The sequence below is a fragment of the Actinomadura roseirufa genome (assembly GCF_900659635.1).
In the GTDB taxonomy this organism is placed as follows: domain Bacteria; phylum Actinomycetota; class Actinomycetes; order Streptosporangiales; family Streptosporangiaceae; genus Spirillospora; species Spirillospora roseirufa.
The window spans coordinates 1-26,264 of sequence record NZ_CAACVB010000108.1 but is presented as its reverse complement, the minus strand read 5'-3'; the positions used below and the strand labels follow the sequence as shown (position 1 = coordinate 26,264).

General features: G+C 69.1%; 27 protein-coding genes, 1 tRNA gene and 1 pseudogene. 20 read left to right on the top strand and 9 right to left on the bottom strand.

From position 1 onward, the window contains the following. Positions 1-318 precede the first annotated feature (318 nt). Positions 319-1,483: pseudogene (locus E1291_RS22415) on the top strand (IS110 family RNA-guided transposase). Between the two features lie 27 nt (positions 1,484-1,510). Here the strand turns inward: E1291_RS22415 and E1291_RS22410 are convergent. Further along, positions 1,511-1,927 carry a hypothetical protein gene (locus tag E1291_RS22410; protein WP_207400881.1) on the bottom strand — a complete coding sequence of 139 codons (417 nt, stop codon included), beginning with the start codon at positions 1,925-1,927 and terminating at the stop codon, positions 1,511-1,513. A gap of 824 nt (positions 1,928-2,751) precedes the next feature. Here E1291_RS22410 and E1291_RS22405 point away from each other — a divergent pair. From E1291_RS22405 to E1291_RS22375, 7 genes are all read left to right on the top strand, one after another. Next, positions 2,752-3,132: a type II toxin-antitoxin system RelE/ParE family toxin gene (locus E1291_RS22405; RefSeq protein ID WP_131739938.1), complete on the top strand. Its 381-nt coding sequence runs from the start codon at positions 2,752-2,754 to the stop codon at positions 3,130-3,132. Beyond that, positions 3,129-3,461, top strand: coding sequence for a helix-turn-helix domain-containing protein (locus E1291_RS22400; protein ID WP_131739937.1), 333 nt, complete (start codon positions 3,129-3,131; stop codon positions 3,459-3,461). The genes E1291_RS22405 and E1291_RS22400 overlap by 4 nt, the downstream gene beginning before the upstream one ends. 1,272 nt (positions 3,462-4,733) lie before the next feature. Further along, positions 4,734-5,021 (top strand): hypothetical protein, encoded by a 288-nt coding sequence (locus E1291_RS22395; RefSeq protein WP_131739936.1) that lies wholly within the window; start codon positions 4,734-4,736, stop codon positions 5,019-5,021. A 46-nt stretch (positions 5,022-5,067) separates the two neighbouring features. Beyond that, positions 5,068-5,373 carry a hypothetical protein gene (locus E1291_RS22390; protein ID WP_131739935.1) on the top strand — a complete coding sequence of 102 codons (306 nt, stop codon included), beginning with the start codon at positions 5,068-5,070 and terminating at the stop codon, positions 5,371-5,373. Positions 5,374-5,432: 59 nt separating this feature from the next. Then, entirely contained in the window at positions 5,433-5,783 is a 351-nt protein-coding gene (locus tag E1291_RS22385) for a hypothetical protein (RefSeq protein WP_131739934.1), read from the top strand. After that, positions 5,780-6,055 (top strand): hypothetical protein, encoded by a 276-nt coding sequence (locus E1291_RS22380; protein WP_131739933.1) that lies wholly within the window; start codon positions 5,780-5,782, stop codon positions 6,053-6,055. Before E1291_RS22385 ends, E1291_RS22380 begins: the two co-directional genes overlap by 4 nt. A 327-nt stretch (positions 6,056-6,382) precedes the next feature. Beyond that, positions 6,383-7,600, top strand: coding sequence for a helix-turn-helix domain-containing protein (locus E1291_RS22375; RefSeq protein ID WP_165495239.1), 1,218 nt, complete (start codon positions 6,383-6,385; stop codon positions 7,598-7,600). 227 nt (positions 7,601-7,827) lie between these two features. Here E1291_RS22375 and E1291_RS22370 read toward each other — a convergent pair whose 3' ends face one another. After that, entirely contained in the window at positions 7,828-8,208 is a 381-nt protein-coding gene (locus E1291_RS22370) for a GntR family transcriptional regulator (protein ID WP_165495238.1), read from the bottom strand. 121 nt (positions 8,209-8,329) lie between these two features. Here E1291_RS22370 and E1291_RS22365 point away from each other — a divergent pair, with 121 nt between their 5' ends. The 8 genes from E1291_RS22365 to E1291_RS22330 all read left to right on the top strand — a co-directional run bounded on the left by E1291_RS22365 (position 8,330) and on the right by E1291_RS22330 (position 14,742). Continuing rightward, positions 8,330-8,671: an SCO3933 family regulatory protein gene (locus E1291_RS22365; RefSeq protein WP_131739930.1), complete on the top strand. Its 342-nt coding sequence runs from the start codon at positions 8,330-8,332 to the stop codon at positions 8,669-8,671. 22 nt (positions 8,672-8,693) lie between these two features. Continuing rightward, positions 8,694-10,013 carry an FtsK/SpoIIIE domain-containing protein gene (locus tag E1291_RS22360; RefSeq protein WP_242614310.1) on the top strand — a complete coding sequence of 440 codons (1,320 nt, stop codon included), beginning with the start codon at positions 8,694-8,696 and terminating at the stop codon, positions 10,011-10,013. Between the two features lie 152 nt (positions 10,014-10,165). Further along, on the top strand, positions 10,166-10,963 hold the full coding sequence (locus E1291_RS22355) for a DUF2637 domain-containing protein (RefSeq protein WP_306434476.1): 798 nt from the start codon (positions 10,166-10,168) through the stop codon (positions 10,961-10,963). 24 nt (positions 10,964-10,987) lie between these two features. Then, positions 10,988-11,374: a hypothetical protein gene (locus E1291_RS22350; RefSeq protein WP_131739927.1), complete on the top strand. Its 387-nt coding sequence runs from the start codon at positions 10,988-10,990 to the stop codon at positions 11,372-11,374. Next, a complete protein-coding gene (locus E1291_RS22345; protein ID WP_131739926.1) occupies positions 11,374-11,658 on the top strand; it encodes a hypothetical protein in 285 nt (94 codons plus the stop codon). The genes E1291_RS22350 and E1291_RS22345 overlap by 1 nt, the downstream gene beginning before the upstream one ends. Before the next feature lie 101 nt (positions 11,659-11,759). Next, on the top strand, positions 11,760-13,157 hold the full coding sequence (locus E1291_RS22340) for a replication initiator (protein WP_306434475.1): 1,398 nt from the start codon (positions 11,760-11,762) through the stop codon (positions 13,155-13,157). Then, positions 13,154-13,393 carry an excisionase family DNA-binding protein gene (locus E1291_RS22335; RefSeq protein ID WP_207400880.1) on the top strand — a complete coding sequence of 80 codons (240 nt, stop codon included), beginning with the start codon at positions 13,154-13,156 and terminating at the stop codon, positions 13,391-13,393. The genes E1291_RS22340 and E1291_RS22335 overlap by 4 nt, the downstream gene beginning before the upstream one ends. Beyond that, entirely contained in the window at positions 13,393-14,742 is a 1,350-nt protein-coding gene (locus E1291_RS22330) for a tyrosine-type recombinase/integrase (RefSeq protein WP_131739925.1), read from the top strand. The genes E1291_RS22335 and E1291_RS22330 overlap by 1 nt, the downstream gene beginning before the upstream one ends. 88 nt (positions 14,743-14,830) lie before the next feature. On the opposite strand, the gene E1291_RS22325 is transcribed toward E1291_RS22330, so the two are convergent. Further along, positions 14,831-14,904, bottom strand: a tRNA-Gly gene (locus tag E1291_RS22325). Between the two features lie 113 nt (positions 14,905-15,017). Here E1291_RS22325 and dcd point away from each other — a divergent pair. After that, positions 15,018-15,593, top strand: coding sequence for a dCTP deaminase (gene dcd / locus E1291_RS22320; RefSeq protein ID WP_131739924.1), 576 nt, complete (start codon positions 15,018-15,020; stop codon positions 15,591-15,593). A gap of 13 nt (positions 15,594-15,606) precedes the next feature. On the opposite strand, the gene E1291_RS22315 is transcribed toward dcd, so the two are convergent. Continuing rightward, a complete protein-coding gene (locus E1291_RS22315; protein WP_131739923.1) occupies positions 15,607-16,386 on the bottom strand; it encodes a ZIP family metal transporter in 780 nt (259 codons plus the stop codon). Positions 16,387-16,472: 86 nt separating this feature from the next. Continuing rightward, entirely contained in the window at positions 16,473-18,617 is a 2,145-nt protein-coding gene (locus tag E1291_RS22310; RefSeq protein WP_131739922.1) for a (Fe-S)-binding protein, read from the bottom strand. A gap of 269 nt (positions 18,618-18,886) precedes the next feature. On the opposite strand from E1291_RS22310, the gene E1291_RS22305 reads away from it, so the two are divergent. Both E1291_RS22305 and E1291_RS22300 read left to right on the top strand, forming a co-directional pair. Further along, complete coding sequence (locus E1291_RS22305; protein WP_131739921.1) at positions 18,887-19,489, top strand: TIGR03086 family metal-binding protein; 603 nt, start codon at positions 18,887-18,889, stop codon at positions 19,487-19,489. A gap of 136 nt (positions 19,490-19,625) precedes the next feature. Further along, positions 19,626-21,173 carry a 3-hydroxyacyl-CoA dehydrogenase gene (locus E1291_RS22300; protein ID WP_131739920.1) on the top strand — a complete coding sequence of 516 codons (1,548 nt, stop codon included), beginning with the start codon at positions 19,626-19,628 and terminating at the stop codon, positions 21,171-21,173. Positions 21,174-21,227: 54 nt separating this feature from the next. Here E1291_RS22300 and E1291_RS22295 read toward each other — a convergent pair whose 3' ends face one another. The 4 genes from E1291_RS22295 to E1291_RS22280 form a co-directional block, all read right to left on the bottom strand. Beyond that, complete coding sequence (locus E1291_RS22295) at positions 21,228-22,283, bottom strand: CU044_5270 family protein (RefSeq protein ID WP_131739919.1); 1,056 nt, start codon at positions 22,281-22,283, stop codon at positions 21,228-21,230. Between the two features lie 2 nt (positions 22,284-22,285). Continuing rightward, the gene (locus tag E1291_RS22290) at positions 22,286-22,879 is read right to left on the bottom strand and encodes an RNA polymerase sigma factor (protein WP_242614309.1); all 594 of its coding nucleotides are present in this window, start codon (positions 22,877-22,879) and stop codon (positions 22,286-22,288) included. 214 nt (positions 22,880-23,093) lie between these two features. Beyond that, positions 23,094-24,302 carry a CU044_5270 family protein gene (locus E1291_RS22285; RefSeq protein ID WP_131739918.1) on the bottom strand — a complete coding sequence of 403 codons (1,209 nt, stop codon included), beginning with the start codon at positions 24,300-24,302 and terminating at the stop codon, positions 23,094-23,096. A gap of 1 nt (position 24,303) precedes the next feature. Next, positions 24,304-24,921, bottom strand: a complete 618-nt coding sequence (locus tag E1291_RS22280) for an RNA polymerase sigma factor (RefSeq protein ID WP_131739917.1) — start codon at positions 24,919-24,921, stop codon at positions 24,304-24,306. A gap of 311 nt (positions 24,922-25,232) precedes the next feature. Here E1291_RS22280 and E1291_RS22275 point away from each other — a divergent pair. Further along, positions 25,233-26,264, top strand: a 1,032-nt coding sequence (locus tag E1291_RS22275) for an Hsp70 family protein (protein WP_165495237.1), incomplete at its 3' end; no start/stop codon positions are given.

Below are 26,264 nucleotides of genomic sequence, written 5' to 3'. Positions count from 1 at the left end.
GACCAGGGCCTTACGCCCCTGCGGCTTGCGGTTCAGACGAATCTCGAAGGCCATCGCACTCCCTGGTCAGGGATGTTGCGACGACTCCTCGAATCCGCCCCGATGACCTGGGGGGTGGTGTCTCCGGGCCCGGGGGTGCCGTCGGAGACGCTGATGAGAGGCCCGACCACTGCCTGGCCGGGCGTAATGCCCGGTCGTTTGCGGGCGGCAGGTCTGCATAACGTGGATGCGCGTGTACGACACCTGTGGCCGGTCTCGTGCGAGCAGTTGGAGAGTGTCGGGTTGTTCAACACCCAAGACGTGGGCGTCTTCCTCGGCATGGACGTCGGGAAGAGCACTCATCACGGCCACGGGCTGACCACGGCCGGCAAGAAGGTCTTCGACAAGCCGCTGCCCAACAGCGAGCCGAAGCTGCGGGCTGTGTTCGACAAGCTGACCGCTAAGTTCGGCACCGTGCTGGTCGTGGTGGACCAGCCCGCATCCATCGGCGCCCTGCCACTGGCGGTGGCACGCGACGCGGGCTGCCGAGTCGCCTACCTGCCCGGTCTGGCCATGCGGCGCATCGCCGACCTCTACCCGGGCGAGGCCAAGACCGACGCCAAGGACGCCGCGGTGATCGCTGACGCCGCCCGAACCATGCCACACGTCCTGCGGTCGCTGGAACTCACCGACGAGATCACCGCCGAGCTGACCGTGCTAGTCGGCTTCGACCAGGATCTGGCCGCTGAGGCCAACCGCACCTCCAACCGGATCCGTGGCCTGCTCACCCAGTTCCATCCCAGCCTTGAACGGGTGCTGGGCCCCCGGCTGGACCATCCAGCCGTCACCTGGCTACTGGAGCGCCACGGCTCTCCGGCAGCACTACGCAAAGCCGGACGGTGCGGATCTGATCCGTCCCAAGGCTCCGCGGATGGCCGAGCGGCTGATCGACGAGGTCTTCGCCGCCCTCGACGAGCAGACCGTGATCGTCCCTGGCACCAGCACCCTCGACCTGGTGATCCCCTCACTCGCCTGCTCTCTGACGGCCGTTCACCAGCAGCGACGCGCACTGGAAAACCAGATCACCGCCCGGCTGGAGGCTCACCCTCTTTCCCCGGTCCTGACCTCGATGCCCGGGGTCGCGGTCAGGACCGCAGCAGTCCTGCTGGTCACTGCCGGCGACGGCACCAACTTCCCCACCGCCGCACACCTGGCCTCCTACGCCGGCCTCGCCCCCACCACCAAGTCCTCAGGGACCTCGATCCACGGCGAACACGCACCCAGAAGCGGAAACCGGCAGCTCAAACGGGCCATGTTCCTCTCAGCCTTCGCCGCCCTGCACGACCCCGCCTCCCGCACCTACTACGACAAATGCCGAGCCCGCGGCAAAACCCACACCCAAGCCCTGCTCTGCCTGGCCCGCCACCGCATCAGCGTGCTGTTCGCCATGCTCCGCGACGGCGCCTTCTACGAACCTCGTCGCCCCCAAGCGACGGCTGCATGAGCCATGCCCACAGGCAGTCGATCCAGATCAACACCTTGTGTCGCCTGTCCAGGCCAAGATATCTGCGGCACCCCGACGGACAGCTTCTTCCGAGTCCCGGACGAGCTTCCCGCAGGCTGCTGCGACGTCCCGCACACCATCTGGTCCCACGAGCGCGTCAAATACCCCGGTCTGCAGCCAGTCGGCTTGGTTGTCGTCAGCCTCGGTAACCGCGAGAGCGATGAGCCTTATAGCGGCCACCGTTCCCACCCGGGCCAAAACCTCTGCCGTCTGTCGAATCACCGCCGTGTCCTCGACATCCAGCAGCAACCCCACCAGCGCTTGCGCAGCCTCAGGAACATCAGCGAAGGAAACAAGGTCACGCCCGGCTCGAGCACGTTGCTCCCACGAAGGAGACAGCGCCTCAGCCAAGGCCGCCTCCAACCCACTCATCATCTCCGGCACGACCCGACCGTCTCATGCCCCCGAACAAGATCGAACCCCGGACCGAAGCTGCCCGCACGCTTGACGAAGAACATAGAGGCACCCCCCGATGCCCCAGCCGCGCTGTTCCAGCCCAAGCAAGACCAGACCGACAAAGAGACAGCGCGGCCAGAGCACTGAAGCCAGCGCCCTAATGCCACGCTTGCGGCACGGCAGCCTGTAACGACCCCGCTAAACCCTCAAGGCTCGCGTTCTTTGAGAAGGGCTTCAGGGCCCCAAGCGAAAGAGGGCGATGTTCCATGCGGCTGGCTCACGTCACGATCATGCGGGGAACGGTCCAGACGGCCGGAGGCGGGTCGGCTGGTCCCGAGCCGCTCGGCCTATGAGGGGGACTCAGGGTCCAGGGCGATGAGAGGCGTTCACCCGGGACGCGCCGACGAGCAGCCGGCCGTCTGGACCGAGGTAGCCCCGACCGGGAACTCCTCGTCCGGGGCTGCCGAAGGCCGCGTCTGCGGCCTCTAAACCCTCATTAGGGGCGATGAGGACCCCATGGTAAAGCCGCTGGCTGGATGGTGCATAGGCGACCGCCCTTAGCGCGCTATTGCAGCGAACCCCCGGTCGTGCATGAGACTCCGACGTGTCGCTGAAACGATCAAGGCGAGGCGGGCCTCGGCGGTGGACACGTCCCCAGCATCTCAGGGAGGCGCGGTCTTCGCGCCCTCTTGGGTCGGGCTCTGCCTCCAGAGGCCAGACCGGGACGGCGGGACCGGCCCGTCGAGGCCCGTCGAGCATGTCGGAGGAGGTGGCTCGCATCCAGGATATGACTATATGGTTATAATCGATGTATGAGCTGGGAGATCAGCCTTCACCCGGAGGTCGAAGCGTGGTACCTGGGGATGTGCTCGGCTGATCCGGAGTCTGCGGATCTGGTCAAGGACGCGATCGATCAGCTCGCAGAGGAAGGTCCGACAGCGCGCCGTCCCCTCGTCGATCGGGTCCAAGGTAGCCGCTACCACAACATGAAAGAGCTACGCCCGCCTTCGACCGGGACGAGCGAGATCCGGATGTTGTTCTGCTTCGATCCGACAAGGGAAGCGATCTTCCTGGTGGCCGGCGACAAGGCCGGCAGTTGGAAGCGCTGGTACCGAGAAGCGATACCTCTTGCGGACGAACGCTTCAGCCAGCACCTGATCACGCTCAAACAGGACGAGCAGGAGGCACGATGAGTGCTCGGTACAGCAAATGGTCAGACGTCAAGGCGAAAGCGGCAGCACTCGACCCTCGCGAGGAGAAGGACCGTGCTGCAGGGGAGGCCGTCGCGCGCGAACGCCGCGAAGCATACGTCCGCGGATTTCAACTCGCCGAGATCCGCCAGGCCGCGGGCGTCACACAGGCCGAACTCGCTGACATCTTGGGCGTCAGCCAGGCTCGAATCTCCAAGATCGAACACGGCGAGGTGTCCGGCATTGACGTCGTACGGGATTACATCGCTGCGCTCGGTGGCCACCTGGATCTCGTGGCCACCCTCGGCGACCGGACTTGGAAGGTCGCCTAAGAGCTCCGAGACCGGGCTCACGACGTCGGCCCGCGGCCTTCGTTACGAAGAATGATCAAGGCCCAGGCAGAGATTCTTCTCTGGCCTGGGCCTTCTGGGTGGAGCGGGTGACGGGAATCGAACCCGCGCTGTCAGCTTGGGAACCAAACCGATCTTCCCCCATCAGCGGCCCGACCTGGCGCTCGTCCGTACCGCAAGTGACCGCTAATGCCCCTTGATCACCCTGCCTAATTGCCCGCTAATTGCCCGTCAATCAACCGCTGACCTGCGCACCCATCGCGTTCTCCGGCCCGCGGCTCGCCCACCCGCACGGGCGCTGCACGCTCCGGGGTGCTTGTTCGCGCGAACGACGCGCAACCCGTGACAGACCGTTTCGCGCGAACGAGTGCCCCGGCTCCAGGAGGGGTCTGGGGAACCACGGGGTTCCCCAGTCGCGCACGCTCAACCACGACACGTCGTCTCGCCGTCACTGTCCTTGAGGCTGCGGTGCGGTGATGGTCAGGCGCGGCGTCTCGTTGCGAACCCTCGTAGGGGCGATGAGGACGGACCGCACGATCGCGGTCACCCGTACTGGCTGGCAGTTGCGAACCCTCGTAGGGACGATTAGGACCAGCGGACGCGCTTGCGCGGGAAGGTTCGGTCCTCGAGTTGCGAACCCTCGTAGGGACGATGAGGACTAGCACCCTGGGTTTCACCGTCATCACTCGGGAGTTGCGAACCCTCGTAGGGGCGATGAGGACCGGCAGCCATGGCGATGTCACAATTCCAGAGGCTCAAGTTGCGAACCCTCGTAGGGGCGATGAGGACCCCATGGTAAAGCCGCTGGCTGGATGGTGCATAGGCGACCGTGCATGGCGCGTGATTGCAGCGAACCTCCGGTCGTGCATGAGACCCCGGCGTGTCGCTGAAACGATCAAGACGGATCCCGGCGCGGACACGTCCCCAGCGTCTCAGACAGGGGGCGGTCGTTCGCACTCTTGGGTCGGGCTCTGCCTTCGGGGGCAGATCGGGACGGCGGGACCGGCCCGGAGAGGCCGCACGCCCGCCGTCCCGGGCTGGCCCGGCGGCCGCGTAGCGGGCGCCTTTAAAGACGTAAAGAAAGTTCTCATCGGGCTGGATTAGCCCATTTTGTCCATGGCCCGGCTATGGGGCTGCTGAATGCTGGCGGAATCGTCTCTTTGCAGGTCACGGACATGGCCTGTCACTTTTTCTCCGTGATCGCGTGTGTTCCGGTCCTACTTTTCGGATGTCGTATCCGCTGCGGAGGACGGGATGACCGACGCGAGAACAAGCCTGGAGGATCTGGGCGTAGCGCTCACGGAGGCGGGGTTCAGGGTTCGCCTGGTCGTGGGTGATCCCCCGCTGCTTCACGTGGCCGGCATCGGGTCGACCGAACTGGGTGAGCAGATCGGGTGCCGCGTGAACCCGCTGGACGGCGAACTCTGGTTCCAGTGGGCTGTCCTGGAGGTGTTTCTCGGCCGGGCTTCCGACGTGCGCAGCGGGGTGGAACGCGTGAAGTACGTCTTGCAGGCGCGGGCTGATGAGGAAGGTGCTGAATAGCGCTCCCGTTCCGTGACCCGCATGGCGGCTGAATGGAGGTGTCGTGATGGCCTCTGGCCATGGCTCGTTGGCCATGCTGGGAACGCAGTTGTCCGCGCGTGGTCTCAAGGTGAAACTGACGGCAAGCTCTCTCAAGGTCTGGAAGCTGGACGTACCGGGGTGCTGCGAAGAGGTGTCGTACGCATCGGACACGATCACGTGTCGGCGGCGCGCGGAGGATCGCGGCGTCCGCTGGTTCTACACATCGTGGCAGGAACCGATCGCTCCGACGGACGACATCACGGACGCGGCCGTGTACGTGCTCGGCTATCTCAGCCGGCGCCCGGAGGTTGCCGGAGCGGGGGTGCCGTGATGAACGCCTCGTCCGTCCGGGCTACACGGTGGGCAGCGGGTGAGACGGGCCCGGATCCCGTGCTGGCCGAACTGCGTCACCGGTTCCCTTCGGTGCCGCTGTGGCGCGGGCACGCGACGGGACACTGGTTCGCGGTCGTTCGCCGCGGCACGACCGATCATCTGATGGAAGCCGAGTCGCCCGCCGAACTGGCACGGTGGCTCGATACCGCGCGGAGGCGCGAAGTCTCCCGTCCGGCGCAGCCGTCGGCGCTCCCTGCTCGGCTGCACCGGTCGGCGCTCTCGTCGTCGACGTCACACGCGGAGGGGCTGCCGCCCATTCCACTGCCGGTGCATGGGCGCCATGGGCCGCGGCGGCGGCCGTGGTGGCGGCGCTTGCTTCATGCCCTGGTCGTGATGGAGGAGCTGTGAGCGCGGACGAGAAGGCCCGTCGACCGCCGTCAACGGAAAGCTCGACTGCCGACCGGCTCCAAACTGCTCTGATGCGCCTTGCCGTCGAAGTGGTCGGCGCAGCGTACGAGGAAGCGATGCGTACGCAGGGGATCCTGCCGTACTCGATCAAGATCATCACTGCGAACGCGCGTGCGAACCTCGATGCGCTGGACGGCGCACACGCTGCGACGCTTCCCGCTCGCCAGCGTCCGATGCAGGAGTCCCGAAAGCCGGAGGCGTCCGGCGGCTGAGTCCCCTCCGAGAGGGCGGGTTACCTTACTACCGCGTGGGCCCGACACCCGCGTGCCCGCCCGCTCGGAGGCTTCACCTACCGGGCCTCGCACGCCAGGAAGCAAGACGGCCACATGTTCGGTTTGTGGTGCTTTGGAGGCTGGGCGCGGTTCACGCTCAACATGCTTGAGTGAGCAGTGACCGCCCGGTGGTGACGACGGCAGGGAGAATCGGAACTTAGATGTTCGCTGGTGAGAGGCATCATCCGGACGGAAGTGTCACTTTTACTGACGATGATCGTCATCACGGCGCCTAGGTTGCCAGTGTGGCGAAAGGAGTCCCCCCGCGTGAGTGAAGAGATGACCACTGGCCAACGCGTCGCTCGTGCACGACGGCGCAAGGGCTGGGACCAGGCGACGCTGGCCGATGAGATGGACCGTTCCGTCAGTTGGGTCACCAAGATCGAGAACGGACGGCTTCCGCTCGACCGCGCGAGCGTGCTCGGCAAGCTGGCCAGGGTCCTGGATGTCGAACTGCCCGAGTTGACCGGGCAGCCGTATCGGCACGAGACCGCCGAACTCGACTCGGGCCATGCGACCATCCCCCAGTTGCGGCTGGCCCTTCAACAGGCGACCATGCCGGGCGGGGCCGCGATGGTCGGGCAGCGTGAAGCGAGTCCACTCGCCGAGATCGCCGGCCAGGTCACCCTTGCCGAGAAGCTTCGCCAGGATGCACGGTTCTCCGCGCTGGGCGACATCCTTCCGCAGATCATCAGCGATCTCACCCTGCACACGGCTGACCGGAACTCGCCCGACCGTGACCGCGCCGAGGCACTGATGCTCCGGGCCTGCCACATGGGCCGGGTTACCGCAAACCTGCTGGGTCACCATGACCTCGGCTGGACTGCGGTACAACGCGAACTCGTGGCGGCGGAACGGGTGGGAGCGCCCGAACTGGTGGCGGCGTCGGCATGGGACCTGTGCGGGGTCTGGTTGCATGAGGCGTCCTTGGACGGGGCGAAGTCGGCTGCGCTGGCGGCGCTGGACGACATTGACGAGCACGTGGGAACAGGCAGCGCGAGCCTGCAAGCACTCTGGGGGGCACTTCATCTCCGGGCTGCCATCGCGTACTCGCGACTACTGCACCGGCAGGAAGCCGAAGGTCACCTAAGGGAGGCTGAGCGGGTCGCGGAGGGACTCCCGTCGAACGGGAACGTGTTCCAGACACAGTTCAACCGGGTGAACACGCGCATTCACGCCCTAGAGATCAGTCTCGAACTGGGCCGTCCTCGCGACGTCGTCACGCGCGCGGAACAGGTCGAGATATCCGACATCGCCTCGGGGGAGCGACAGGCGCATTACTGGACGTGCCGGGCGGCTGGGATGGCGATGAACCGCAAGGAAGACAAGGCGGTGGACGCGCTCCTGACCGCTGACCGGATCGCGCCCCAGCACGTTCGGAACCGTCCGCTCGTGCGAAACCTCGTCCGGGACCTGCGCAGCAGCGGGCGTCACTCCAAGGGACCTGAGGTCAGAGCGCTGGCAGCACGCATGAGACTCGACTGACGGCCGTGACGGATCCCCCGTGGCGAGGTGCGGAGGAACACCACCTCGCCGCGGTTGTCGGCACCCACCGACCGCGCAGACGTAGGCACGGACAACACCAAGAGGGGTAATGGCCACCAAGACGGGGCTTACCGAGTTCGAGCGTCAAAGGCTGCTGAAGGAGCTGGCGGAAATCTCGGCCGAGGTGGCGGCGACACAGCGCCGCACGGCACAACTCGTCGCGAAGCTCACAGGTCCTTCGTCCGCTTCTCAAGCTCGTCCAGCCTGAGGTTCTGCCGCCGGAGATGCTCCCTGATCTCCTGGAGCTGGCCCCATAGGAGAGTGAACTCCTGGCTTGGCTCCTCCGGAGCGTCTCCGGCTTCTTCCTGCTCCGGCTTCGCTATCACGACGCTGGGGCTTCCCTGACGGCTCTGGATGAGCCCTTCTTCACGAAGCACGTTCAGGGCCCGTTCCACCGTGGCCTTGGCCGCACCGAACCGCGCGCTCAGCGTGACGATGCTGGGGAGCGACTCCCCGACCGGATAGCGGTCTGAGGCAAGGTCCTGCCGCAGCTCATCCGCTATGCGGACGTAGACCTTCCTCCGGTCCATGTGGCCCTGTTTGCCCATGTCAGCAGCATAGCCCTCATCACAGGTTCCTGGGTTCATAGGAAAGTTCCGGCCAAAGGCTTTACAAACCCACTTTCCTAGGTAACCTATGTTTGTAGGAACTCAAGGACCTGGAGGTCTCGTGCGCAACATCCCTGTGGACATCTCCTCACTGTCGTTCGTGTGCGTCTCGCCCCCGCGCCCGAAGCTCGTGAATCAGGAGACAGGAGAGGTCAAGGTCGACAAGAACGGGGAGGCGGTTTACCAGGTGGGTCTGTCGGCCGCGAATGAGGCGGGTCGTGTGGACCTGGTGACGGTGGCGGTGTCGGGCGACCCCGGTCTCACGCTCGGTCAGGTCGTTACTCCGGTCGGTCTGGTCGGCTTCTACTGGGAGCAGACCCTGAACGGTGAGAAGCGGTCGGGTGTCTCGTTCCGCGCCGAGCGGGTCGTGCCGGTGGGCGCCGATGGCGTGGCGGCTGCCTGAGATGGATACGTCCTTGTGTCTGGTGCTCGGGGTCTCGGCCGCTGCGGCGGCCGGGCTCTGGGCCTGGTCGCGGTGGCATCCGCTGTCGTTCTGGTACGGGGTCGCCTTCCCGGTTCGCCTCGTCCGGGTCTACCTGACGTGGCGGGCTGTGGCGTCGGGCTGCAAGCTGGCGCGGACCAAGCGTGCATGGCGGGTCACCCTGGACGCGATCCCGGTCGTAGGGCTGGCGGCGCGGTCGGCTGCGTCGGTGGTCGAGCAGAAGCGGCGGGTGCGGCGGGTCTCGGTCGAGCAGGCGCCGCGTCTGGGGCTGATGCTCCCGACCCCGTACGGGTGGCGGCTGCGGGTCCGCCTGCACGACGGCCAAGTCCCAGAGGACTACGTCAAGGCCGCTGAGCGGCTGGCGCACTCCTGGCGGGTGCACAGCGTCCGAGTGCTGAAGCACAAGCCCGGCCGGATCACGCTGCTGGCAACGCGCCGGGACCCTCTGATCGATGTCGTGGCGGGCGGTGGGCCTGCTGACCTGCTCGTGGTCCGTCCCGGCGTCCTGGAGAACGGGGAGCCGTGGGTGATCGACTTCCGGACGGTGCCGCACTGGATGATCGTCGGCGCGACACAGTCCGGCAAGTCGAACCTGGCGAACGCGACCATCAAGGCGCTGGCACCTCAGCCGGTCGCCCTCATCGGCTTCGACCTCAAGGGCGGTGTGGAGTTCACCCCGTATGCTCCGCGCCTGTCGGCTCTGGCCACCACCCGTAAGGAATCGGTGGACCTGCTGGAAGACCTGGTGGGCGAGGTCGAGCAACGGATGGCGGTGTGCCGGGAGCACGGTGCCCGCAACATCTGGAAGCTGCCCGAAGCGCTCCGACCTGTGCCCGTCGTGGTCCTGGTGGACGAGGTCGCCGAACTGTTCCTCATGGCGGACAAGTCCGAGAAGGACGAGGTCGCCAAGACCGGGACGGCGCTGCTGCGGGTGGCGCAACTCGGCCGGGCGTTCGGTGTCTTCCTCATCATCTGCGGGCAGCGCATCGGCTCCGACCTGGGGCCCGGTGTCACCGCCCTGCGCGCTCAGCTGTCCGGCCGCGTCTGCCATCGCGTCAACGATCCCGAGACCGCGAACATGGCCCTGGGCGACCTCGACCCGGCGGCCCTGGAAGTCGCCCGAGCGATCGCCCCCGAGACTCCCGGCGTCGCCGTGGTCGCCGGACAAGACGGCACCTGGCATCGCGCCCGTGCCGAGTACGTCAGCGAGTCCGAAGCCGAACAGGCCGCCCGCGACTTCTCCCACCTCGCCCCGTCCTGGGCCGACCTGATCGGCCGCCTTCCCGACATCGACGCGGCGTAGCGCTCCCTCTCCCTCTTCGCGGCTTGGCGTGGGCCCTGATCACGCCACGTCCCTACCCGACCCATGCCTGAAACCCCCTGGAGGTGCTCATGTCCGCGAACGCGGTCCCCCTCCGTCCTCGTCTTGGGGACGGGCCGATGACCCGGCGCGTGGTGGCTGCGGTCGCTGACTCCGGGCCGGTGCTCGTCCTGGCCGGCATCGCTGCGGCCGGGTCCTTCACCCACATCCGCGATACCGCCGCCGAACACGGTCAAGGCGGCTGGATGGCCTGGGCCGTGGCGGTGTGCATCGACCTGACCTGCGTCATGGCCGCTCGTGAACGGCAGCAGGACAAGCGCACCAAGCGGCGGACGGCTCCGCTGTCGTGGCCGACGCTCGTCCTGGTCGGCGGCATCGTCCTGAGCCTGGCGGCCAACCTGGCACAAGCCGAACGCTCCTGCTGGGGCTGGCTGTCGGCGGCAACTCCGGCCGTGGCGTTCCTCGTCGCCGTCTCGATGCTGGAACGTCGCGCGTCCGGCGCTCAACCTGTGCCGTCCGCCCTTCCGTCCTCGGACACGGTCACTTCGGCGGCCGTCTCGTCCTCGCCGTGGGTGGTGTGGGAGGACGGCCGTCCCGCCCCCTCCGGCGCCGTCCCGGACGAGCAGGACGAGCAGGACGAGCGGGGTCCGGCGGACGAGGGTGACCAGCACACGCAGGACGAGCCGGACGGCCAGACCGAGATCCCACTCCCCGTCCCGGCGTCCGACGAACCCGCCGCGCCGTCCCCGCCTGCCTCGCCTACCTCGCCTGCGGCAAGTCCGCTCGTCGACTTCGCCCGCCGCGTCGCGACCGAACACCACAACCAGCACGGACGGCCCATCACCCGTGACGCCCTGCGCGCCCGGCTCGGCGTGTCCAACCAGCTCGCCTCCGACCTCCTTCACCAAGTCCGCACTGACGTACCCGCCTAACTCACACCAGCTCAGGAGATCGCCATGTCTGCACAGAACCACACCCCCACCACCGGCACCTCGCACCGTGACCGCACGATCCAGGGGCTTCGGGACCTCGCGGCCTTCCTGGAGGCCAACCCCTCGGTACCCGTGCCCCGGTTCAGCTGGACGCTGGGCGTCCCCTCCGGCGTCAGCCAGGACGCGGCGACCGACCTGCGTCAGCGTGCGGACGTCGACCGCATCGCCGATGCGCTCGACGTGCCCGTCTGTGACGAGATCTCGGACGGTGGCCACTACATCGCCCGCAGGCACTTCGGACCGGTCACCTACGAAGCGACTCACATCCCGGCCCGGCGCATGGAGTTGCACTACGCCGCGCACAGCTACGCAACCAACCTGATCGCCGGTTTCGACGATGAGGCCGCCTGATGCCCCCCGAGACAACGTGGCGGCTGCGGTGCCGGGCCTGCAACGTCACAGGCGGCGGTCTGCACTGGGTGACCCTGCTCGCGCTGCGCGGCGGGCCCTCGTGCTCGGCCTGCGGCTCCGACCAGGTGACCGCGCAGGACCCGGTGACCGGATCGGCCATCGCCTTCCCGCGTCCGCTCGTCCCGCTCGGCGAGTGGTGGCAGTGCTGCAACTGCGGCGGGACCGGCCTGGACTCCCACGGCGACACCTGCCCCCACTGCTCGGGCCTGGGCAACTGCCAGTGACCTGAACGCCCCCGGCGTGACCGCTCAACCGCCAAGTCACGCCGTCACGTCGGGGGCCATCCCCTCATCCGCAACCAACTCGGCTAGGAGATCCGTTCATCGTGCCTCACGCGGTCATCACACCGCAGGACGCCCGGCTGATGGCGAAGATCATCGACCGGCCCGACTTCGAGCGCTGGGCCGCTCGTGCCCGCACCACCGGCGGTTGCTCACAACCGGTCTTCCTCACCGGCACCGTGGAACACGTCCACACTGGTACCGGAGAACTGCTGCACACCTACTCCACCGACAGTGAACCTGACGGCGCGCTGCCGGTGGCCTGCAAGACCCGGCGGGCCTCCCGCTGCGCGGCCTGCGCCGAGTTGTACCGTGCCGACACCTATCAGCTCATCCGCGCGGGCCTGGCCGGCGGCAAGGGCGTCCCCGAGACCGTGGCAGCACACCCGGCCGCGTTCGTCACCCTCACCGCCCCCTCCTTCGGCGCCGTCCACGCGCGGCGAGTCCGCAACGCTGGGAGAGTCGAACGCTGCCACCCTCGCCGAAACGCCGCGCCGTGCCCGCATGGCGTCGTGGCCTCCTGCGGCGCCCGGCACAACGACGACGATTCCCGGCTCGGCGAGCCGCTGTGCCCCGACTGCTACGACTACGCCGGATCGGTGCTGTTCAACGCCATGGCCCCAGAGCTGTGGCGGCGCTTCACCCTCGCTCTACGCCGCTACCTGGCCAAAGCGGCCGGGCTGACACACAACGAGTTCCGCGAGAACCTCGCGGTCTCCTTCGCCAAAGTCGCCGAATACCAACGACGCGGCGTCGTCCACTTCCACGCCGTCATCCGCTTCGACGGTCCCGACGGACCGGCCACGTCCCCGCCCGGCTGGGCAACCCTCGGGCTCCTGGACGACGCCGTCCGGCACGCTGCCGACGCGGTGTCGGTCACCACCCCGGGCACCCCCGCCATGCCCGCGCGGTCGCTGGCCTGGGGTTCCCAGGTCGACGTACGGGCCATCACCTCCTCGGGCGCGCTCACGCAACAGGCCGTGGCGGGCTACATCGCCAAGTACGCCACCAAGGCGGCCGAATGCGTCGGCACCCTGGACCGGCGACTCGATCACGCTGACGACCTGGCCAAGCTGCCTGTCACTCCGCACGCCCGGCGGCTCATCAGCGAGTGCCTCACCTTGGGTGCCCTGGACGAGTTCGCGGACCTCCGGCTCGTCCAATGGGCGCACATGCTCGGCTTCCGCGGCCACTTCTCCACCAAGTCCCGCCAGTACTCCACCACCCTCGGCGCACTCCGCCAAGCACGCATCGACTTCGTCCGCGAACAATTCCCCGGCTGGCAACCACCCCACGGCCAAGACCCTGACCTGATCTCCGCCATCGGCGAATGGCGCTTCCACAGCCAGGGCCTCACACGCGGCGAAGCACTCGTCACCGCCGCACTCACCGGAAGACCTCTCCCTCCTCCCCCTGCACCAACAAACGGGAGTTCCGCATGACCAGAGCATCGCAACCGGCTCCGATTCGTCTGGACGAGCGGCTGCTGACGATCCAGGAGGCCGGCGCGTTCCTCAACACCGGTCCGCGGTTCCCTCGTCGGCTGGTGGCCGAACGGCGCATCCGCTTCGTCAAGCTCGGACGCTTCGTCCGCATCCCCGAATCCGCGCTCTGTGAGTTCGTCTCGGCCGGGCTGGTCGAGCCCATGACCGCTTCCGACGTGTGGAGGGCCGCTTGATGGCCAAGGGAAACAAGCCGGGCCACCGGCGCTTCGGCAACATCCGCAAGCGGGTCTCTGGTCGCTACCAGGCCAGCTACATCGGGCCGACCGGACGGCGCCACTTCGCGCCGACGACCTTCGAGCGCAAGAGCGACGCTGAGCGCTGGCTGTCGCTGATAGAAGCTCAGATCTTCAAGGGGGACTGGACGGACCCCGATCGGGCCAAAGTCCAGCTCGGCGACTACGCGGAGCGCTGGATCGAGCAGCGGCCGAACCTCCGGCCGCGCACGGTCGAGTTGTACCGCTGGCTGCTGAAAAAGCACATCAGGCCGCACCTCGGCGGCGTTCAGCTCGGCAAGCTCTCCACGGCCATGATCCGCGACTGGCGCGCGAGGCTGCTGGAGGCGGGGGTCTCGGCGAGTATGACGGCCAAGGCATACCGGCTGCTGCGGGCCGTGCTGATGACGGCCGTCGTAGAGGACAAGATCCTGTCCCGCAACCCGTGCCAGGTGCGCGGAGCCGGCACCGAACACGCCGCGGAGCGGCCCACGCTGACCGTTGCTCAGGTCTTCGAACTGGCCGAACGGGTCGGTGTGCGGCCGGTCGGCAATATCCGCAAGCTGGACTCTGGTGAATACCGGCTCCGGTACCGCATCAAGGGCGGGATCATGCGCCGGTTCCCGCAGACCTTCGCCACGCGGCTGGAGGCTGAGCGGGTGCTGTGGAAGATGGCCGAGGACGGGCACGCGGACGTCCTCCGGGACGACCGGCTACGCGCGTTCATCCTTCTGGCCGCGTTCGCGAGTCTGCGATGGGGTGAGATCACTGCGCTGCGGCGGTCCGACGTCGACACCGTCAAGCGGACCGTCCGGGTTCGGGCGGCCTTCGTCGAGCGCGCGAACGGGGAGATGATCCTCGGGCCGACCAAGTCTCGGGCGGGCCTGCGTACCGTGTCCATCCCGGCGGCGATCGTTCCGGACCTGATCGCGCACATGGACAAGTACGTCCGGCCCGACGCTGAGGCGCTCGTCTTCACCGGCGTGAAGGGCGGGCCGCTCCGGCGCAGCGGCTTCAACAAGATCACGCGCTGGAGTCACGTCGTGAAAGCGCTGGGTGTGCCGAACCTGCATTTCCACGACCTTCGCCACACCGGCAACACCCTGGCCGCGGACATGGGTGTCTCGCTCAAGACGCTGATGGCTCGGATGGGTCACGACAACGAGCGGGCGGCGCTGCGCTATCAGCACCGTTCCGACCGCGCTGACCGCGTCATCGCTGACCGCCTGGACGCGCTCGTGCGAGCGGAGCAGGAGCCGGATGACGAGGATGACGAGGGCCCGGCCGGGGCGCTGGTGCCGGTGGCCTAATTGCCCGCTAATTGCCCGCAGTGATGAGGGTGATGAAACGATCAAGGCCCAGGTCTGGGGATCATGTCCCTGGCCTGGGCCTTTGGTGTGGAGCGGGTGACGGGAATCGAACCCGCGCTGTCAGCTTGGGAAGCTGAAGTTCTACCATTGAACTACACCCGCGTGATACGGCGGTGGGGAACCGCTGCTCGGTCATCGTACCGGAAAGTCCGTGGGGGCGGGGCACGTGGGGCGTGGTGCGCGAGGGGGGCTCGGGAGCCGGTAGCTTTTCTGACGTGCTGCTCTCCGATCGTGACATCAGGGCCGAGATCGAGTCCGGGCGGGTGAAGATCGACCCGTTCGAGCCGGTGATGGTCCAGCCGTCCAGTGTGGACGTGCGGCTGGACCGGTACTTCCGCGTGTTCGAGAACCACCGGTACCCGCACATCGACCCCGCCGTGGAGCAGAAGGATCTGACGCGGCTGGTGGAGGTGGACGCCGAGGACGCGTTCGTGCTGCATCCCGGAGAGTTCGTGCTCGCGTCGACGTACGAGGTGTTCGCGTTGCCGGACGATCTGGCGGCGCGGCTGGAGGGCAAGAGTTCGCTCGGACGGCTGGGGCTGCTGACGCACTCGACGGCGGGGTGGATCGACCCGGGGTTCAGCGGGCATGTGACGCTGGAGCTGTCGAACGTGGCGACGCTGCCGATCAAGTTGTGGCCGGGGATGAAGATCGGGCAGATGTGCCTGTTCCGGACGAGCTCTCCGGCGGAGTTCCCGTACGGGTCGGCGAAGTACGGGTCGCGGTACCAGGACCAGCGGGGCCCCACGCCGTCGCGGTCGTTCATGAACTTCCACCGTACGAAGGTGTGAGGGGCCGGGCGGCTCAGTCGGCCATGCCGACGGAGAAGCCCACGACGAGGAGGCCGAGGCCCGTCGCGCAGAGCGTCATCACGCGCGGGTGGCCGCTGTGCGCCTCGGGGAGGATCTCGGCGGCCGAGAGGTAGAGCAGGACGCCCGCGAAGAGGCCGAGGTAGGGGCCGAGCGCCGCCTGGGGGACGGTGATCACCAGGGTGAGGGCGGCTCCGGCGATCGGCGCGGCGGCGTCGGCGGCGAGGAGCGCCACGGCGGATCCTCGGCCGGAGCCGTGCAGTGAGGCGGCGGTGAAGGTGTTGAAGCCGTCCGCGAAGTCGTGGGTGATCACGGCGAGGGCGACGAAGGCGCCGACCTCCGTCCCGGACTGGAAGCCGAGGCCGATGCTGAGGCCGTCGATCAGGCTGTGGCCGACGAGCGCGCCGGCGGCGAGCAGCCCGGCCCGGCCGCCCGGCGCGTCGACGCCGGCTCCGGCCGCGTGGCCGTGCCGGGCGCCGTGGGCGTGGACGTGCGGCGCGTACTCGTTCTCGTGCGCGCGGTGGATCGCCACGGACTGCTCCACCACGTGCAGCAGCAGGAAGCCGCACGCGAACCCGATCATGGGGGCGGGGACGCCGAGCGGGCGCGCGGTGGACATCTCCAGGGACTCGGGGATCAGGTCGAAGGCGACGACGCCGAGCATGAGGCCGCCCGCGAGGCCCAGCACGAGGTGCCGGTGGTCGCGCACGCGCATCGCCGCGAGACCCCCGGCCAGCGTCATGAGGAGCGCCAGGACGGACACGAGCACGGCCATCCCCCGTGTCTACCCTGCCTTTCTGAAGAGATCCACTGGACGGCCGGACAAGGCCCCGGGCTCGCGTGCGGGCCCAGGGCCGGCCCTCACTCGGCGGCGACGGGCTCCTTGGGGGCGCTGCCCTCGCCCTTGATGGAGCGGATCAGCAGCTGGGAGACGTCGACGACCTCCAGCGACTCCTTGGCCGCGCCCTCGTTCTTCTTCTCGTTGATGGCGTCGCCCAGCATGACCAGGCAGAACGGGCAGGCGGTGGACACGGTGTCCGGGTCGGTCTCCAGCGCCTCGTCCACGCGCTCGGTGTTGATGCGCTTGCCGATACGCTCTTCCATCCACATCCGCGCGCCGCCGGCGCCGCAGCAGAAGCCGCGGTCCTTGTGGCGGTGCATCTCCCTGGTCTTGATCCCCGGGACGGTGGCCATGATGTCGCGGGGCTGCTTGTAGACCTTGTTGTGGCGGCCCAGGAAGCAGGGGTCGTGGTAGGTGATGTTCTCCTCGATCGGCGCGACCGGGGTGAGCTTGCCCTCCTCGACCAGGTGGGCCAGCAGCTGGGTGTGGTGGACGACCTCGTAGTTCCCGCCGATCTGCGGGTACTCGTTGGCGAGGGTGTTGAAGCAGTGCGGGCAGGTCGCGACGATCTTCTTGGCGCCCGCGTCGTTCAGGGTCTCGACGTTCTGCTGGCCGAGCATCTGGAAGACGAACTCCATGCCCAGGCGGCGGGCCGGGTCACCGGTGCACGCCTCCATGGGGCCGAGGACGGCGAACTTGACGCCCGCGATGTGGAGCAGCTCGGCGACGGCCTTCGTGGTCTTCTTGGCGCGGTCCTCCAGGGCGCCCGCGCAGCCGACCCAGAACAGGTACTCGGTGTCCTCGGCGAGCTTGTCGTCGACGACCTCGACCTCGAAGTCCAGTTCCTCGATCCATTCGAGGCGCTTCATCTCGGACATGCCCCACGGGTTGCCCTTGTTCTCGAGGTTCTTCAGCATGACGCCGGCCTCGGACGGGAACGAGGACTCGATCATGACCTGGAAGCGGCGCATGTCCAGGATGTGGTCGATGTGCTCGATGTCGACGGGGCACTGCTCGACGCAGGCACCGCAGTTGGTGCACGACCACAGGACGTCGGGGTGGATGACGCCGTCCTCGCCGACGAGCTCCTTGTCCACCTGCATGGCGAGCTTCTGCTCGTCGGTGAACTTCTCCCGGGCCTCCTCGGACGCGGTGAAGTACGGCGCCTTGGCCAGGGCGTGGTCGCGCAGTTCGAGGATGACCATCTTCGGCGAGAGGGGCTTGCCGGTGTTCCAGGCCGGGCACTGCGACTGGCAGCGGCCGCACTCGGTGCAGGTCGCCATGTCGAGGAAGCCCTTCCAGGTGAAGTCCTCGATCTTGCCGCGGCCGAAGACGTCCTCGTCGGGGTCGGCCTCCTCGAAGTCCAGCGGCTTGCCGTCCGACATCATCGGCTGGACGGCGCCGAGGCCGTCCGGGCGGCGCTTGAACATGACGTTCAGCGGGGCCAGGAAGATGTGCAGGTGCTTGGAGTTGACCACGAACACCAGGAAGACCAGCGCGACGCCGATGTGCAGCAGCAGGCCGACGGACTCCAGCACCTCCAGGGTGTGGTCGCCCGTCCCGTCGAAGAGCTGCCCGACCGCGTAGGACGCGTAGGCGCCCTTGCCGTAGTCGAGGTTGCCGCTGGCCCACTCCACGCCCCGGAAGAAGAGCATCGTCCAGATCACGTTGAAGATCATGAATAGCGTGATCCAGGCGCCCGACAGGTGCGAGCCCTTGAACCGCGACCTGCGGCCGATGCGCTTGGGCGAGTTCTTCACCCTGATCGCGGTGAACACCGCGAGGCCCGCGAGGCAGGCGAGGGCGATGGTGTCCTGGACGAACCCGATCGGCGCCCATGTCTGCAGGCCCGGGATGTGCGCGTCGAGGCCGAACAGCAGCGCGACGCCGGCTTCGAGGTAGACCGTGGCGAGCAGGAAGAACGCCCACATCACCGCCGCGTGCGCGGCGCCGGCGACCGTCCACTTCAGCAGCTTGCGCTGGCCGAGGACCTCGGTGACCTGGCCCTCGATGTCCGCCTTGGGGTCACGCTTGACCTGCAGGACGCGTTCGGGGTCGGGCTGCCCGCTCTTGGCGATCGCGGCGAGGAACAGCACCCGCCGCCCGGCGAGCGCCAGGGCGGCCGCCGTTCCGGCGAGCCCAATGATCAACGTGATCCAGAACACGGTTCCGTCCTCCTGGGTACGGGCGATGGCAGTCAGCGTAGGGCTCGTGACCGGCCGTCGCCCCGTCCGGGGTCCGAATATTATTCGGTAGTAGCTTACGCGTCACCCGCGCAGGTCAGCGGCCGGTCCGCACGTCCTCAAGCCTCGCGACCACCTACCCGCCCTAATGTCGTCCCCACACCATAGAGACACGCCGCGGCGATGAGTATCGCGAGGTCCCCAAGTCCGTATAGCGGAACGAACAGGACGATCGGACAAGGGAGCCGACCATGACGTCCAACCCCGACCTCGCCCCCGCCGCGCACCGGCTCGGCCGCCTGCTGGCCGCCGTCCGCGACGACGAGCTCACCGCCCGCACGCCCTGCGAGCACTACACGCTCGGCGATCTCGCCGACCACGTGAACGGGCTGTCCCTGGCCTTCGCCTGGGCCGCCCGCAAGCGGTTCCCGGACGGGCCGTCCCAGCCCCCGTCCGGTGACGCCTCCCGGCTCGCGCCCGGCTGGCGGGCCCGCGTCGTCGAGCAGCTCGACGCGCTCGGCGCGGCCTGGCGGGCGCCCGAAGCCTGGGAGGGGATGACGAAGGCCGGCGGCCTGGACCTGCCGGGCGAGGTCGCCGGACGCGTGGCGCTGAACGAGCTCGTGATCCACGGCTGGGACATCGCGCGCGCCACCGGCAGCCCCTACGAGGCCGGTCGGGACGAGCTCGACGCGTGCATGGCCTTCGTCGGCGAGGCGGTCAGGGAGAGCGGCGGCGCGCGCATCGAGGGCCTGTTCGAGGCCGCCCGCACTGTCCCGGACGACGCCACACCCCTTGATCGCATGATCGCCATGACGGGCCGGGACCCTGGCTGGACCCGCCCCACCCCCGCCTAGGCCCCTTGCCCGGCCTGCCTCTCCAAGGGCGGGGCGGCCGAGGCGGCGACGCGTCCAATGGCGGGGGTGCCGCCGGGCTCCGGTCCTGTGGAAGGTTGAATGCCGGCAACGGATCGGCGGGTGCTTGGAGGCGGCGATGGAGCGGTGGACGCGGCGGGCGACGACGGTGCGGGTGATCGGCGCCGGGGCCATGGGACGGGGGATCGCGCAGGTCGCGGCGGCCGGCGGGCTGATCGTGGAGGTGGCCGACATCCGCATGGAGGCCGTGGTCCAGGCCGTGGAGCAGGTCAGCGCGATGTTCGACCGGCTGGCCGTCAAGGGCCGGATGACCGTGGACGAGGCGGCCGCGGCCAAGGGCCGGCTGCGCGCGGTCGGTGAGCCTCTCACCCCGTTCCGGGACTGCGATCTCGTCATCGAGGCCGTCCAGGAGGACATCGAGGTCAAGCGGGGGCTTTTCACGGCCTTGGAGAAGGTCGTCCCGGCGCACACGGTGCTGGCCACCAACACCAGTTCGCTGTCCGTCACGGCGATCGGCGCGGCGCTGGCCGACCCGGGACGGCTGGTGGGCCTGCACTTCTTCAACCCGGTGCCGTTGATGCGCCTAGTGGAGGTGATCCCCGGTGCGCGGACCGCGGCGTGGATTCCCGACGCGCTGACCGACCTCGTCCGGAGTCTCGGCCATGAGCCGGTGCGCGCCCCTGACACACCGGGGTTCCTCGTCAACCACGCGGGGCGCGGCCTGAGCACCGAGGCGTTGCAGATTCTGTCCGAGGGCGTGGCCCAGCCGGTGGACATCGACCGGATCGCGCGTGACGTCCTCGGCCTGAGGATGGGGCCCTTCGAGTTGTTCGACCTCACCGGGATGGACGTGTCGCAGCCCGCGATGGAGTCCATCTGGACGGGGTTCTACACCGACCCGCGGCTCCGCCCGTCCCAGATTGGACGGGCCCGCCTGGAGGGGGGACTGCTCGGGCGTAAGACCGGTGAGGGCTTTTACACCTACGTGGACGGCGCCAAGCAGGAGCCGGACGAGATCTCCGCCCCGGACGTGCAGCCCTTGCCGGTGTGGATTCACGACCAGGAGCCGGGGGTGCGTGAGGGTCTGGGCGCACTGTTCGCTGAAGCGGGGGTGGAGGTCGAGTCCGGGGACGAGCCGTCCGGCACGGCGATCGTGCTGGTCGCGCCGTACGGGCGCAGCGTCGTGGACATCATCCGGGCCGAGGGACTTCCTGCAGAACGCACCTTGGGCATTGACCCGTTCGGTGGGTTCTTCACCCGCCTCACCCTTGCCGTGCACCCCGCCGTGGACAAGGAGACGGGCCGCGCCGCCGTCGCGGCGCTCACCGCGACGGGGCGTCAGGTCAGCGTGGTCCGGGACGCGCCCGCCACGGTGGCGCAGCGGCTGCTGGCCTCGGTGGTCAACGTCGGCTGCGGCATCGCCGAGCGGCGGCTGGCCGGTCCCGCCGACATCGACACCGCCGTCCGACTCGCCCTCGGCTACCCGCGCGGGCCCCTGGAGTGGGGCGACCACGCGGGCGCCGATCGCGTCCTGGACGTCCTGCGCGGCCTGCACTCCGCCACCGGGGACCCGCGCTACCGTCCGAGCACCTGGCTGGTGGAAAGGGCGGCGCTCGGCCTCCCCCTGGCGGAGGCCGGCACCGCCCCGTCCGACCTCACGGCGTAGAGGCCGCCCCTGGGCTCGCCCGGCCCTGTGGCCGGGCGAGCCGCACCGGTCGCCTCAGGGAAGCCGGGGCTCCGCGGGCCCGGAGTCGGTGCGTCCGCTCTCCAGAACGAGGCTCGCCGAGCCTCTTGGGAGCTTCCCCCCCTGCTCGCCCTTGCTCGTCTCCGACAGGACGAGGGAGGTCTTCGGTTCGATCACCAGGTGCCGCGTCCCCGGGCCGGTGCCGATGTCGAAGCCGACCCCGGCGCGGCCCCGCTCGTCGGTGGTCCTACCGGTGATCTTGACCCCTGGGAGCCCGGCCAGCACACGGTAGGCCGCACCGCGCACCTTGGCCGGAGCGGGCGCTTCCCCCAGGAGCCCGGTGGCGCAGTCAGCGAGGAAGCCGCGCTGCGCCCCTGGGGGAACCGGACCGTCGTCGTTGTGAAGCATGGCCTGGGTCAGTGCGTTCCTCAACGCTCCGGGGTCGCTGGGTAGAGCCCGCACCTGCTTGTAGGACATCTCCTTGTCACAGAGAGCGAAGGTCTTCGGACCGCGAGCCTTGGTGACGGTTCCGGGCTCGGGCTTGACGGAGATGGAGAGCGTACCCTCACCGTGCGTCACCCACTTGGAAGGCGAGCCGTCGCGCGTCCAGGCCGCCTTGTCGGCCGCCGAATGCGGCCGGGCCCCCGCCCGCCGGTAGCCGGACCACACCTGCCCCTTCGAATCGACCCATGTCTCATGGATGATCAGCACGTCCATCCAGTACTGTGCGCCCTTCGGCCCCACATTGACAGGCCTCGTGCTCAGGCTCCGCGTGTGCCAGTACTTGCCGTCCTCGGGGGCGGCGTCGGCCGTGCGCGCGGCCGCCAGCAGCACCGACTGGGCCGACACCGGCTGGGCCTTCACGGTATCCGGCGCGCGGGGCGTCGTGCCGGACGACAGCAGGACCGCGCCCGTCGCGGCGGCGGCGGTCGCGGCGAGGCCGAAGCCACCGAGGACGGGCCAGCGCAACCGGCGGGGCGGATTGCGGTGGGGCTCGCGGATCTGCGCCGCGAGGCGCCCCCGGCCGCGCGCGGCGGCGTGCGGCGGCGGCTCCTCGGCCAGCATCGAGGCGATCATTCGCAGCTCGTCCATGATCAGATTCCTTCCGTTCCGGCGGGCAGGCAGGCCCGCAGCTTCTTACGGGCCCGGTTGAGGCGGGAGCCGACCGTGCCATAGGGGATGCCGAGCACCGCGCCGATCTCCTCGTGGGTGAGCTGGGCGAGGGCCTTGAGCAGGACGACGTCGCGGTCCTTGCGGGACAGCCCGGCCAAGGCCCGGGCGAGTTGCGGCTGCATCCGTCCCGCGGACACCGAGGACGCGACGCGGTCCTCGTGCCCGCCGGGACCGGTGTCGGGGACGACCCGGGCGAGCGCCTGGTAGCGACGGGTCTCGGCGCGCCGGTGCTGGGCGACCTCGGCGGTGGCGATGCCGTACAGCCAGGGGCCGACGCCGCCCTTGGCGGGGTCGAAGGACGCGCGGCGGCGGAACGCGGCCAGGAACGTCTCGGCGACGACGTCGTCGGCGACCTGCGGCCCGAGCCGGCCGGCGACGTAACGGTAGACGGCCGGGAAGTGCCGGTCGTAGACGGCCGTGAAGCGTTCAGCGTCGTCCACGGACGCGACGACGAGAGCGGCGTCGTCCTCGTCGCGCGTGCCCTGTGGCTCGGCGATGTCGGGCGGGGCCGTCACTCGGCCGTCCCGCGTGGGGGGTTCATGAAGTACCTCCGGGGGTCGGGTGTCACCCTTTATCCGTCGAACCCCCGAATCGCTTTCACGCCGGTTTCCCAGAGCAGACCCGTGGACGGCCTGGAGGCCCGCCTCTCCAGGTGAGCACGCGAACGCCCGCGCGGGTGTGAGCCGCGCGGGCGGGTCGCCCGGCCGGTCCGCCGGCCGGACGTGTCGCTCAGAAGGGGAGGTCCGCCGGGGGCTTCGGCTTGGCGTCGCTCCAGCCGGAGTCGCGGACGACCCAGTAGTTGATCACGAAGCCCGGGCGCTGGTCCCGGTAGGGGCCGCCGGCCCGGGTCAGCACCCGCTGCTGGGCCAGCAGCGCCCCGGTCTTCGCGTCGAAGATCAGCTCCACCCGGGAGCCGTACTCGCCGCGGTCGGCGGCGGGGTCGCCGTACTGCCCGGTGATCCGGGTGACCGGCTCGTCGGCGCCGAGCGCCACGCCCTTCCGGCCGAGCGGATCGACCGCCGTCCCGAGCGCGCGCACGCCGGGCTGCGCGGCCAGCGCCCGCATCAGCCCCGCGCGGACGGCCGGCGGGACCGGCGCTGTCTCAAGGACGTCCTCCACCCGGAGCACAGCCTGGGCGGGCGTCAGCGGCCCGTCCTTCTTCCCCGCCTTGGCCATGGCCTTGGCCTTCGGACCCTTCAGCCCGAATCCGTGGAAGAACAGTTTGGCGAGCTGTCCCGGGTCGGTCGGCAGGTCCTGGACTTGCTCCGTGGTCATGCCGTCCAGCCACGTCCCGCCGTCCTTGGGGCGCTGGGGGTCCATCCGCCACGGCCCCTTGCCCCGGCCGTAGTCGGAGTAGTGGTCGTTCGAGAACACCTTGAACTTCGCCGGTGACCCGTCCTTGCGCCACAGCTTCTCGTCCTGCGGAGTCAGCGGCCGGGACGGGATATCGCGGCCGTAGAACCCCTGGCCCAAGCCCGACTTGGCCCCGGACCACGTGAACGTCTCGCTGTGGGCGCCGACGATCGCGTAGCTTCCGGTCTTCGGGCGGATGATGTAGGACTGGCCCTGGATCTGCTCTGAGTGCCAGTAGTCGCCGGTCGGCGCCTGCTCCGCCTTGGACGCCGCGGCGAGCACCGCCTGCTTGTCGAGGTCGATCCGCCCCGGCCGCGAGGACGGCGCGTCCGGTGCTCCCGAGCCGATCGCGGCGACGGCGACGGCCGCGGCGGCACCCGCGGCGACCAGCCCCAGCCCCGCGTTGAGCCGCCACCCGAACCGCGGGCGGCGGAGGAAGCCCCCCGGCCCGGCGGCGCGCCGGGCAGCGGGCGCGACACCGGGCGCGGGCTCGGCCCACAGCAGGGCGCGGGCCGCCCCCGTCTCCTCCGGCGTGGGCGGCGCGGCGGTGCCGTACGCCTCGCGGATCATGCGCAGTTCGTCCATGTCAGTCCTCCACAATCATGATCGGGTTGCTTCCGCCCAACGCCGCGCGCACCTTGCGGCGGGCCCGGTTCAGCCGCGAGCCGACCGTCCCGTACGGGATGCCGAGGGCCGCGGCGATCTCCGCGTGGCCGAGGTCGGCGAGCGCGACCAGCAGCAGCACGTCCCGGTCGCCGTCCGACAGCCGGGCGAGTGCCCCGGCCAGCGGGCCGCGCAGCCCCTCGGCGCTGACCCGGGCGTCGACCAGGTCCGCGTGCCCTCCGGCGTGCGGGGGCTCGTCCGGCCCGAGCCGCGCGGCGGCCCGCAGCCGCCGCATCTCCCCGCGGCGGTGCTTGCCGATCACGTTGGTCGCGATTCCGTACAGCCACGTCCGCACGCCGGCGCGTCCGGCGTCGTAACGGGCCCGTACGCGGAACGCCTCCAGGAACGCCTGCGCCGCGACATCAGAGGCGACGTCCGGACCGAGCCTGCGGGCGGCGTAACCGTGGATCTCCGCGAAGTAGGCGTCGAAGATCTCCCCGAACCGCTCGGGTTCGTGTACTGAGAGCCGCAGCACGGCGGCCTCGTCCGCCTGGTCCGGGCTGCGCGGCCGGGGCGGGTGGGCGATGAGGGGTTCCCCCATGGTGTGGTGCCTTTCCTTCGCGGATGGCGGTCACGTCGTATCACCCGCACACCTCCGCCCCTTTCACGCCCCACCTCGGCCGATCTCGCCCGGCCCGCCACGCGTCGCGGAGGCCGCGCCGGGAACCGGAATAGGGGGCTCAAGCGTCCTGTTGTAGAGAGCGTCAGCAAAGTTGAGCCGGGTCGACTCAAGTCATTTGACAACGGCCACCCGGGGAGGCAGTCTGGCGGACAGACGACTCGACCGGACGCACACCCTGGGGGACGCGACCGGAGCGTGATGACCGGCAAGAACGACGGAGGACGAGAGACATGGCACGAGCGGTCGGCATCGACCTCGGGACGACCAACTCGGTCGTCGCGATCCTGGAGGGCGGCGAGCCCACCGTCATCGCGAACGCGGAGGGGTCGCGGACCACGCCGTCCGTCGTCGCCTTCGCCAAGAACGGCGAGGTCCTGGTGGGCGAGGTCGCCAAGCGCCAGGCGGTGACCAACGTGGACCGGACGATCCGCTCGGTCAAGCGCGAGATGGGCACCGACTGGAAGACCTCGATCGACGGCAAGGACTTCACGCCGCAGCAGATCAGCGCGTTCGTGCTGCAGAAGCTCAAGCGCGACGCCGAGTCCTACCTCGGCGAGACCGTCACCGACGCGGTCATCACGGTGCCCGCGTACTTCTCCGACCACCAGCGCCAGGCCACCAAGGAGGCCGGCCAGATCGCGGGCCTGAACGTCCTGCGCATCATCAACGAGCCGACCTCGGCGGCGCTGGCCTACCACCTGGAGAAGGAGAACGAGGCCACCATCCTGGTGTTCGACCTCGGCGGCGGCACGTTCGACGTGTCCCTGCTGGAGGTCGGCGACGGCGTGGTCGAGGTCAAGGCCACCAGCGGTGACAACCACCTGGGCGGCGACGACTGGGACAACAAGGTCGTCGACTGGCTGGTGGAGAAGTTCAAGAACGCCAACGGCGTCGACCTGTCCAAGGACAAGATGGCGCTGCAGCGGCTCCGCGAGGCCGCGGAGAAGGCCAAGATCGAGCTGTCCGGTTCGTCCGAGACGCAGATCAACCTGCCCTACATCACCGCCTCGGCGGAGGGCCCGCTGCACCTGGACGAGAAGCTCACCCGGGCCGAGTTCCAGCGGATGACCTCCGACCTGCTCGACCGCACCAAGGCGCCGTTCCACTCGGTGCTCAAGGACGCCAACATCTCGGTCGACGGGATCGACCAGGTCGTCCTGGTGGGCGGCTCGACCCGCATGCCCGCGGTGTCGGAGCTGGTCAAGGAGCTGACCGGGGGCAAGGAGCCCAACAAGGGCGTCAACCCCGACGAGGTCGTGGCG

Bases quoted from the DNA above. Each gene is read 5' to 3' on its own strand.
- E1291_RS22400 (WP_131739937.1), top strand. From the start codon at position 3,129: ATGAGTGCTCGGTACAGCAAATGGTCAGACGTCAAGGCGAAAGCGGCA.
- E1291_RS22345 (WP_131739926.1), top strand. From the start codon at position 11,374: ATGCCCCCCGAGACAACGTGGCGGCTGCGGTGCCGGGCCTGCAACGTC.
- E1291_RS22390 (WP_131739935.1), top strand. From the start codon at position 5,068: ATGGCCTCTGGCCATGGCTCGTTGGCCATGCTGGGAACGCAGTTGTCC.
- E1291_RS22305 (WP_131739921.1), top strand. From the start codon at position 18,887: ATGACGTCCAACCCCGACCTCGCCCCCGCCGCGCACCGGCTCGGCCGC.
- E1291_RS22280 (WP_131739917.1), bottom strand. From the start codon at position 24,921: ATGGGGGAACCCCTCATCGCCCACCCGCCCCGGCCGCGCAGCCCGGAC.
- E1291_RS22405 (WP_131739938.1), top strand. From the start codon at position 2,752: ATGAGCTGGGAGATCAGCCTTCACCCGGAGGTCGAAGCGTGGTACCTG.
- E1291_RS22335 (WP_207400880.1), top strand. From the start codon at position 13,154: ATGACCAGAGCATCGCAACCGGCTCCGATTCGTCTGGACGAGCGGCTG.
- E1291_RS22300 (WP_131739920.1), top strand. From the start codon at position 19,626: ATGGAGCGGTGGACGCGGCGGGCGACGACGGTGCGGGTGATCGGCGCC.
- E1291_RS22295 (WP_131739919.1), bottom strand. From the start codon at position 22,283: ATGGACGAGCTGCGAATGATCGCCTCGATGCTGGCCGAGGAGCCGCCG.
- E1291_RS22395 (WP_131739936.1), top strand. From the start codon at position 4,734: ATGACCGACGCGAGAACAAGCCTGGAGGATCTGGGCGTAGCGCTCACG.
- E1291_RS22315 (WP_131739923.1), bottom strand. From the start codon at position 16,386: ATGGCCGTGCTCGTGTCCGTCCTGGCGCTCCTCATGACGCTGGCCGGG.
- E1291_RS22330 (WP_131739925.1), top strand. From the start codon at position 13,393: ATGGCCAAGGGAAACAAGCCGGGCCACCGGCGCTTCGGCAACATCCGC.
- E1291_RS22370 (WP_165495238.1), bottom strand. From the start codon at position 8,208: ATGGGCAAACAGGGCCACATGGACCGGAGGAAGGTCTACGTCCGCATA.
- E1291_RS22285 (WP_131739918.1), bottom strand. From the start codon at position 24,302: ATGGACGAACTGCGCATGATCCGCGAGGCGTACGGCACCGCCGCGCCG.
- E1291_RS22350 (WP_131739927.1), top strand. From the start codon at position 10,988: ATGTCTGCACAGAACCACACCCCCACCACCGGCACCTCGCACCGTGAC.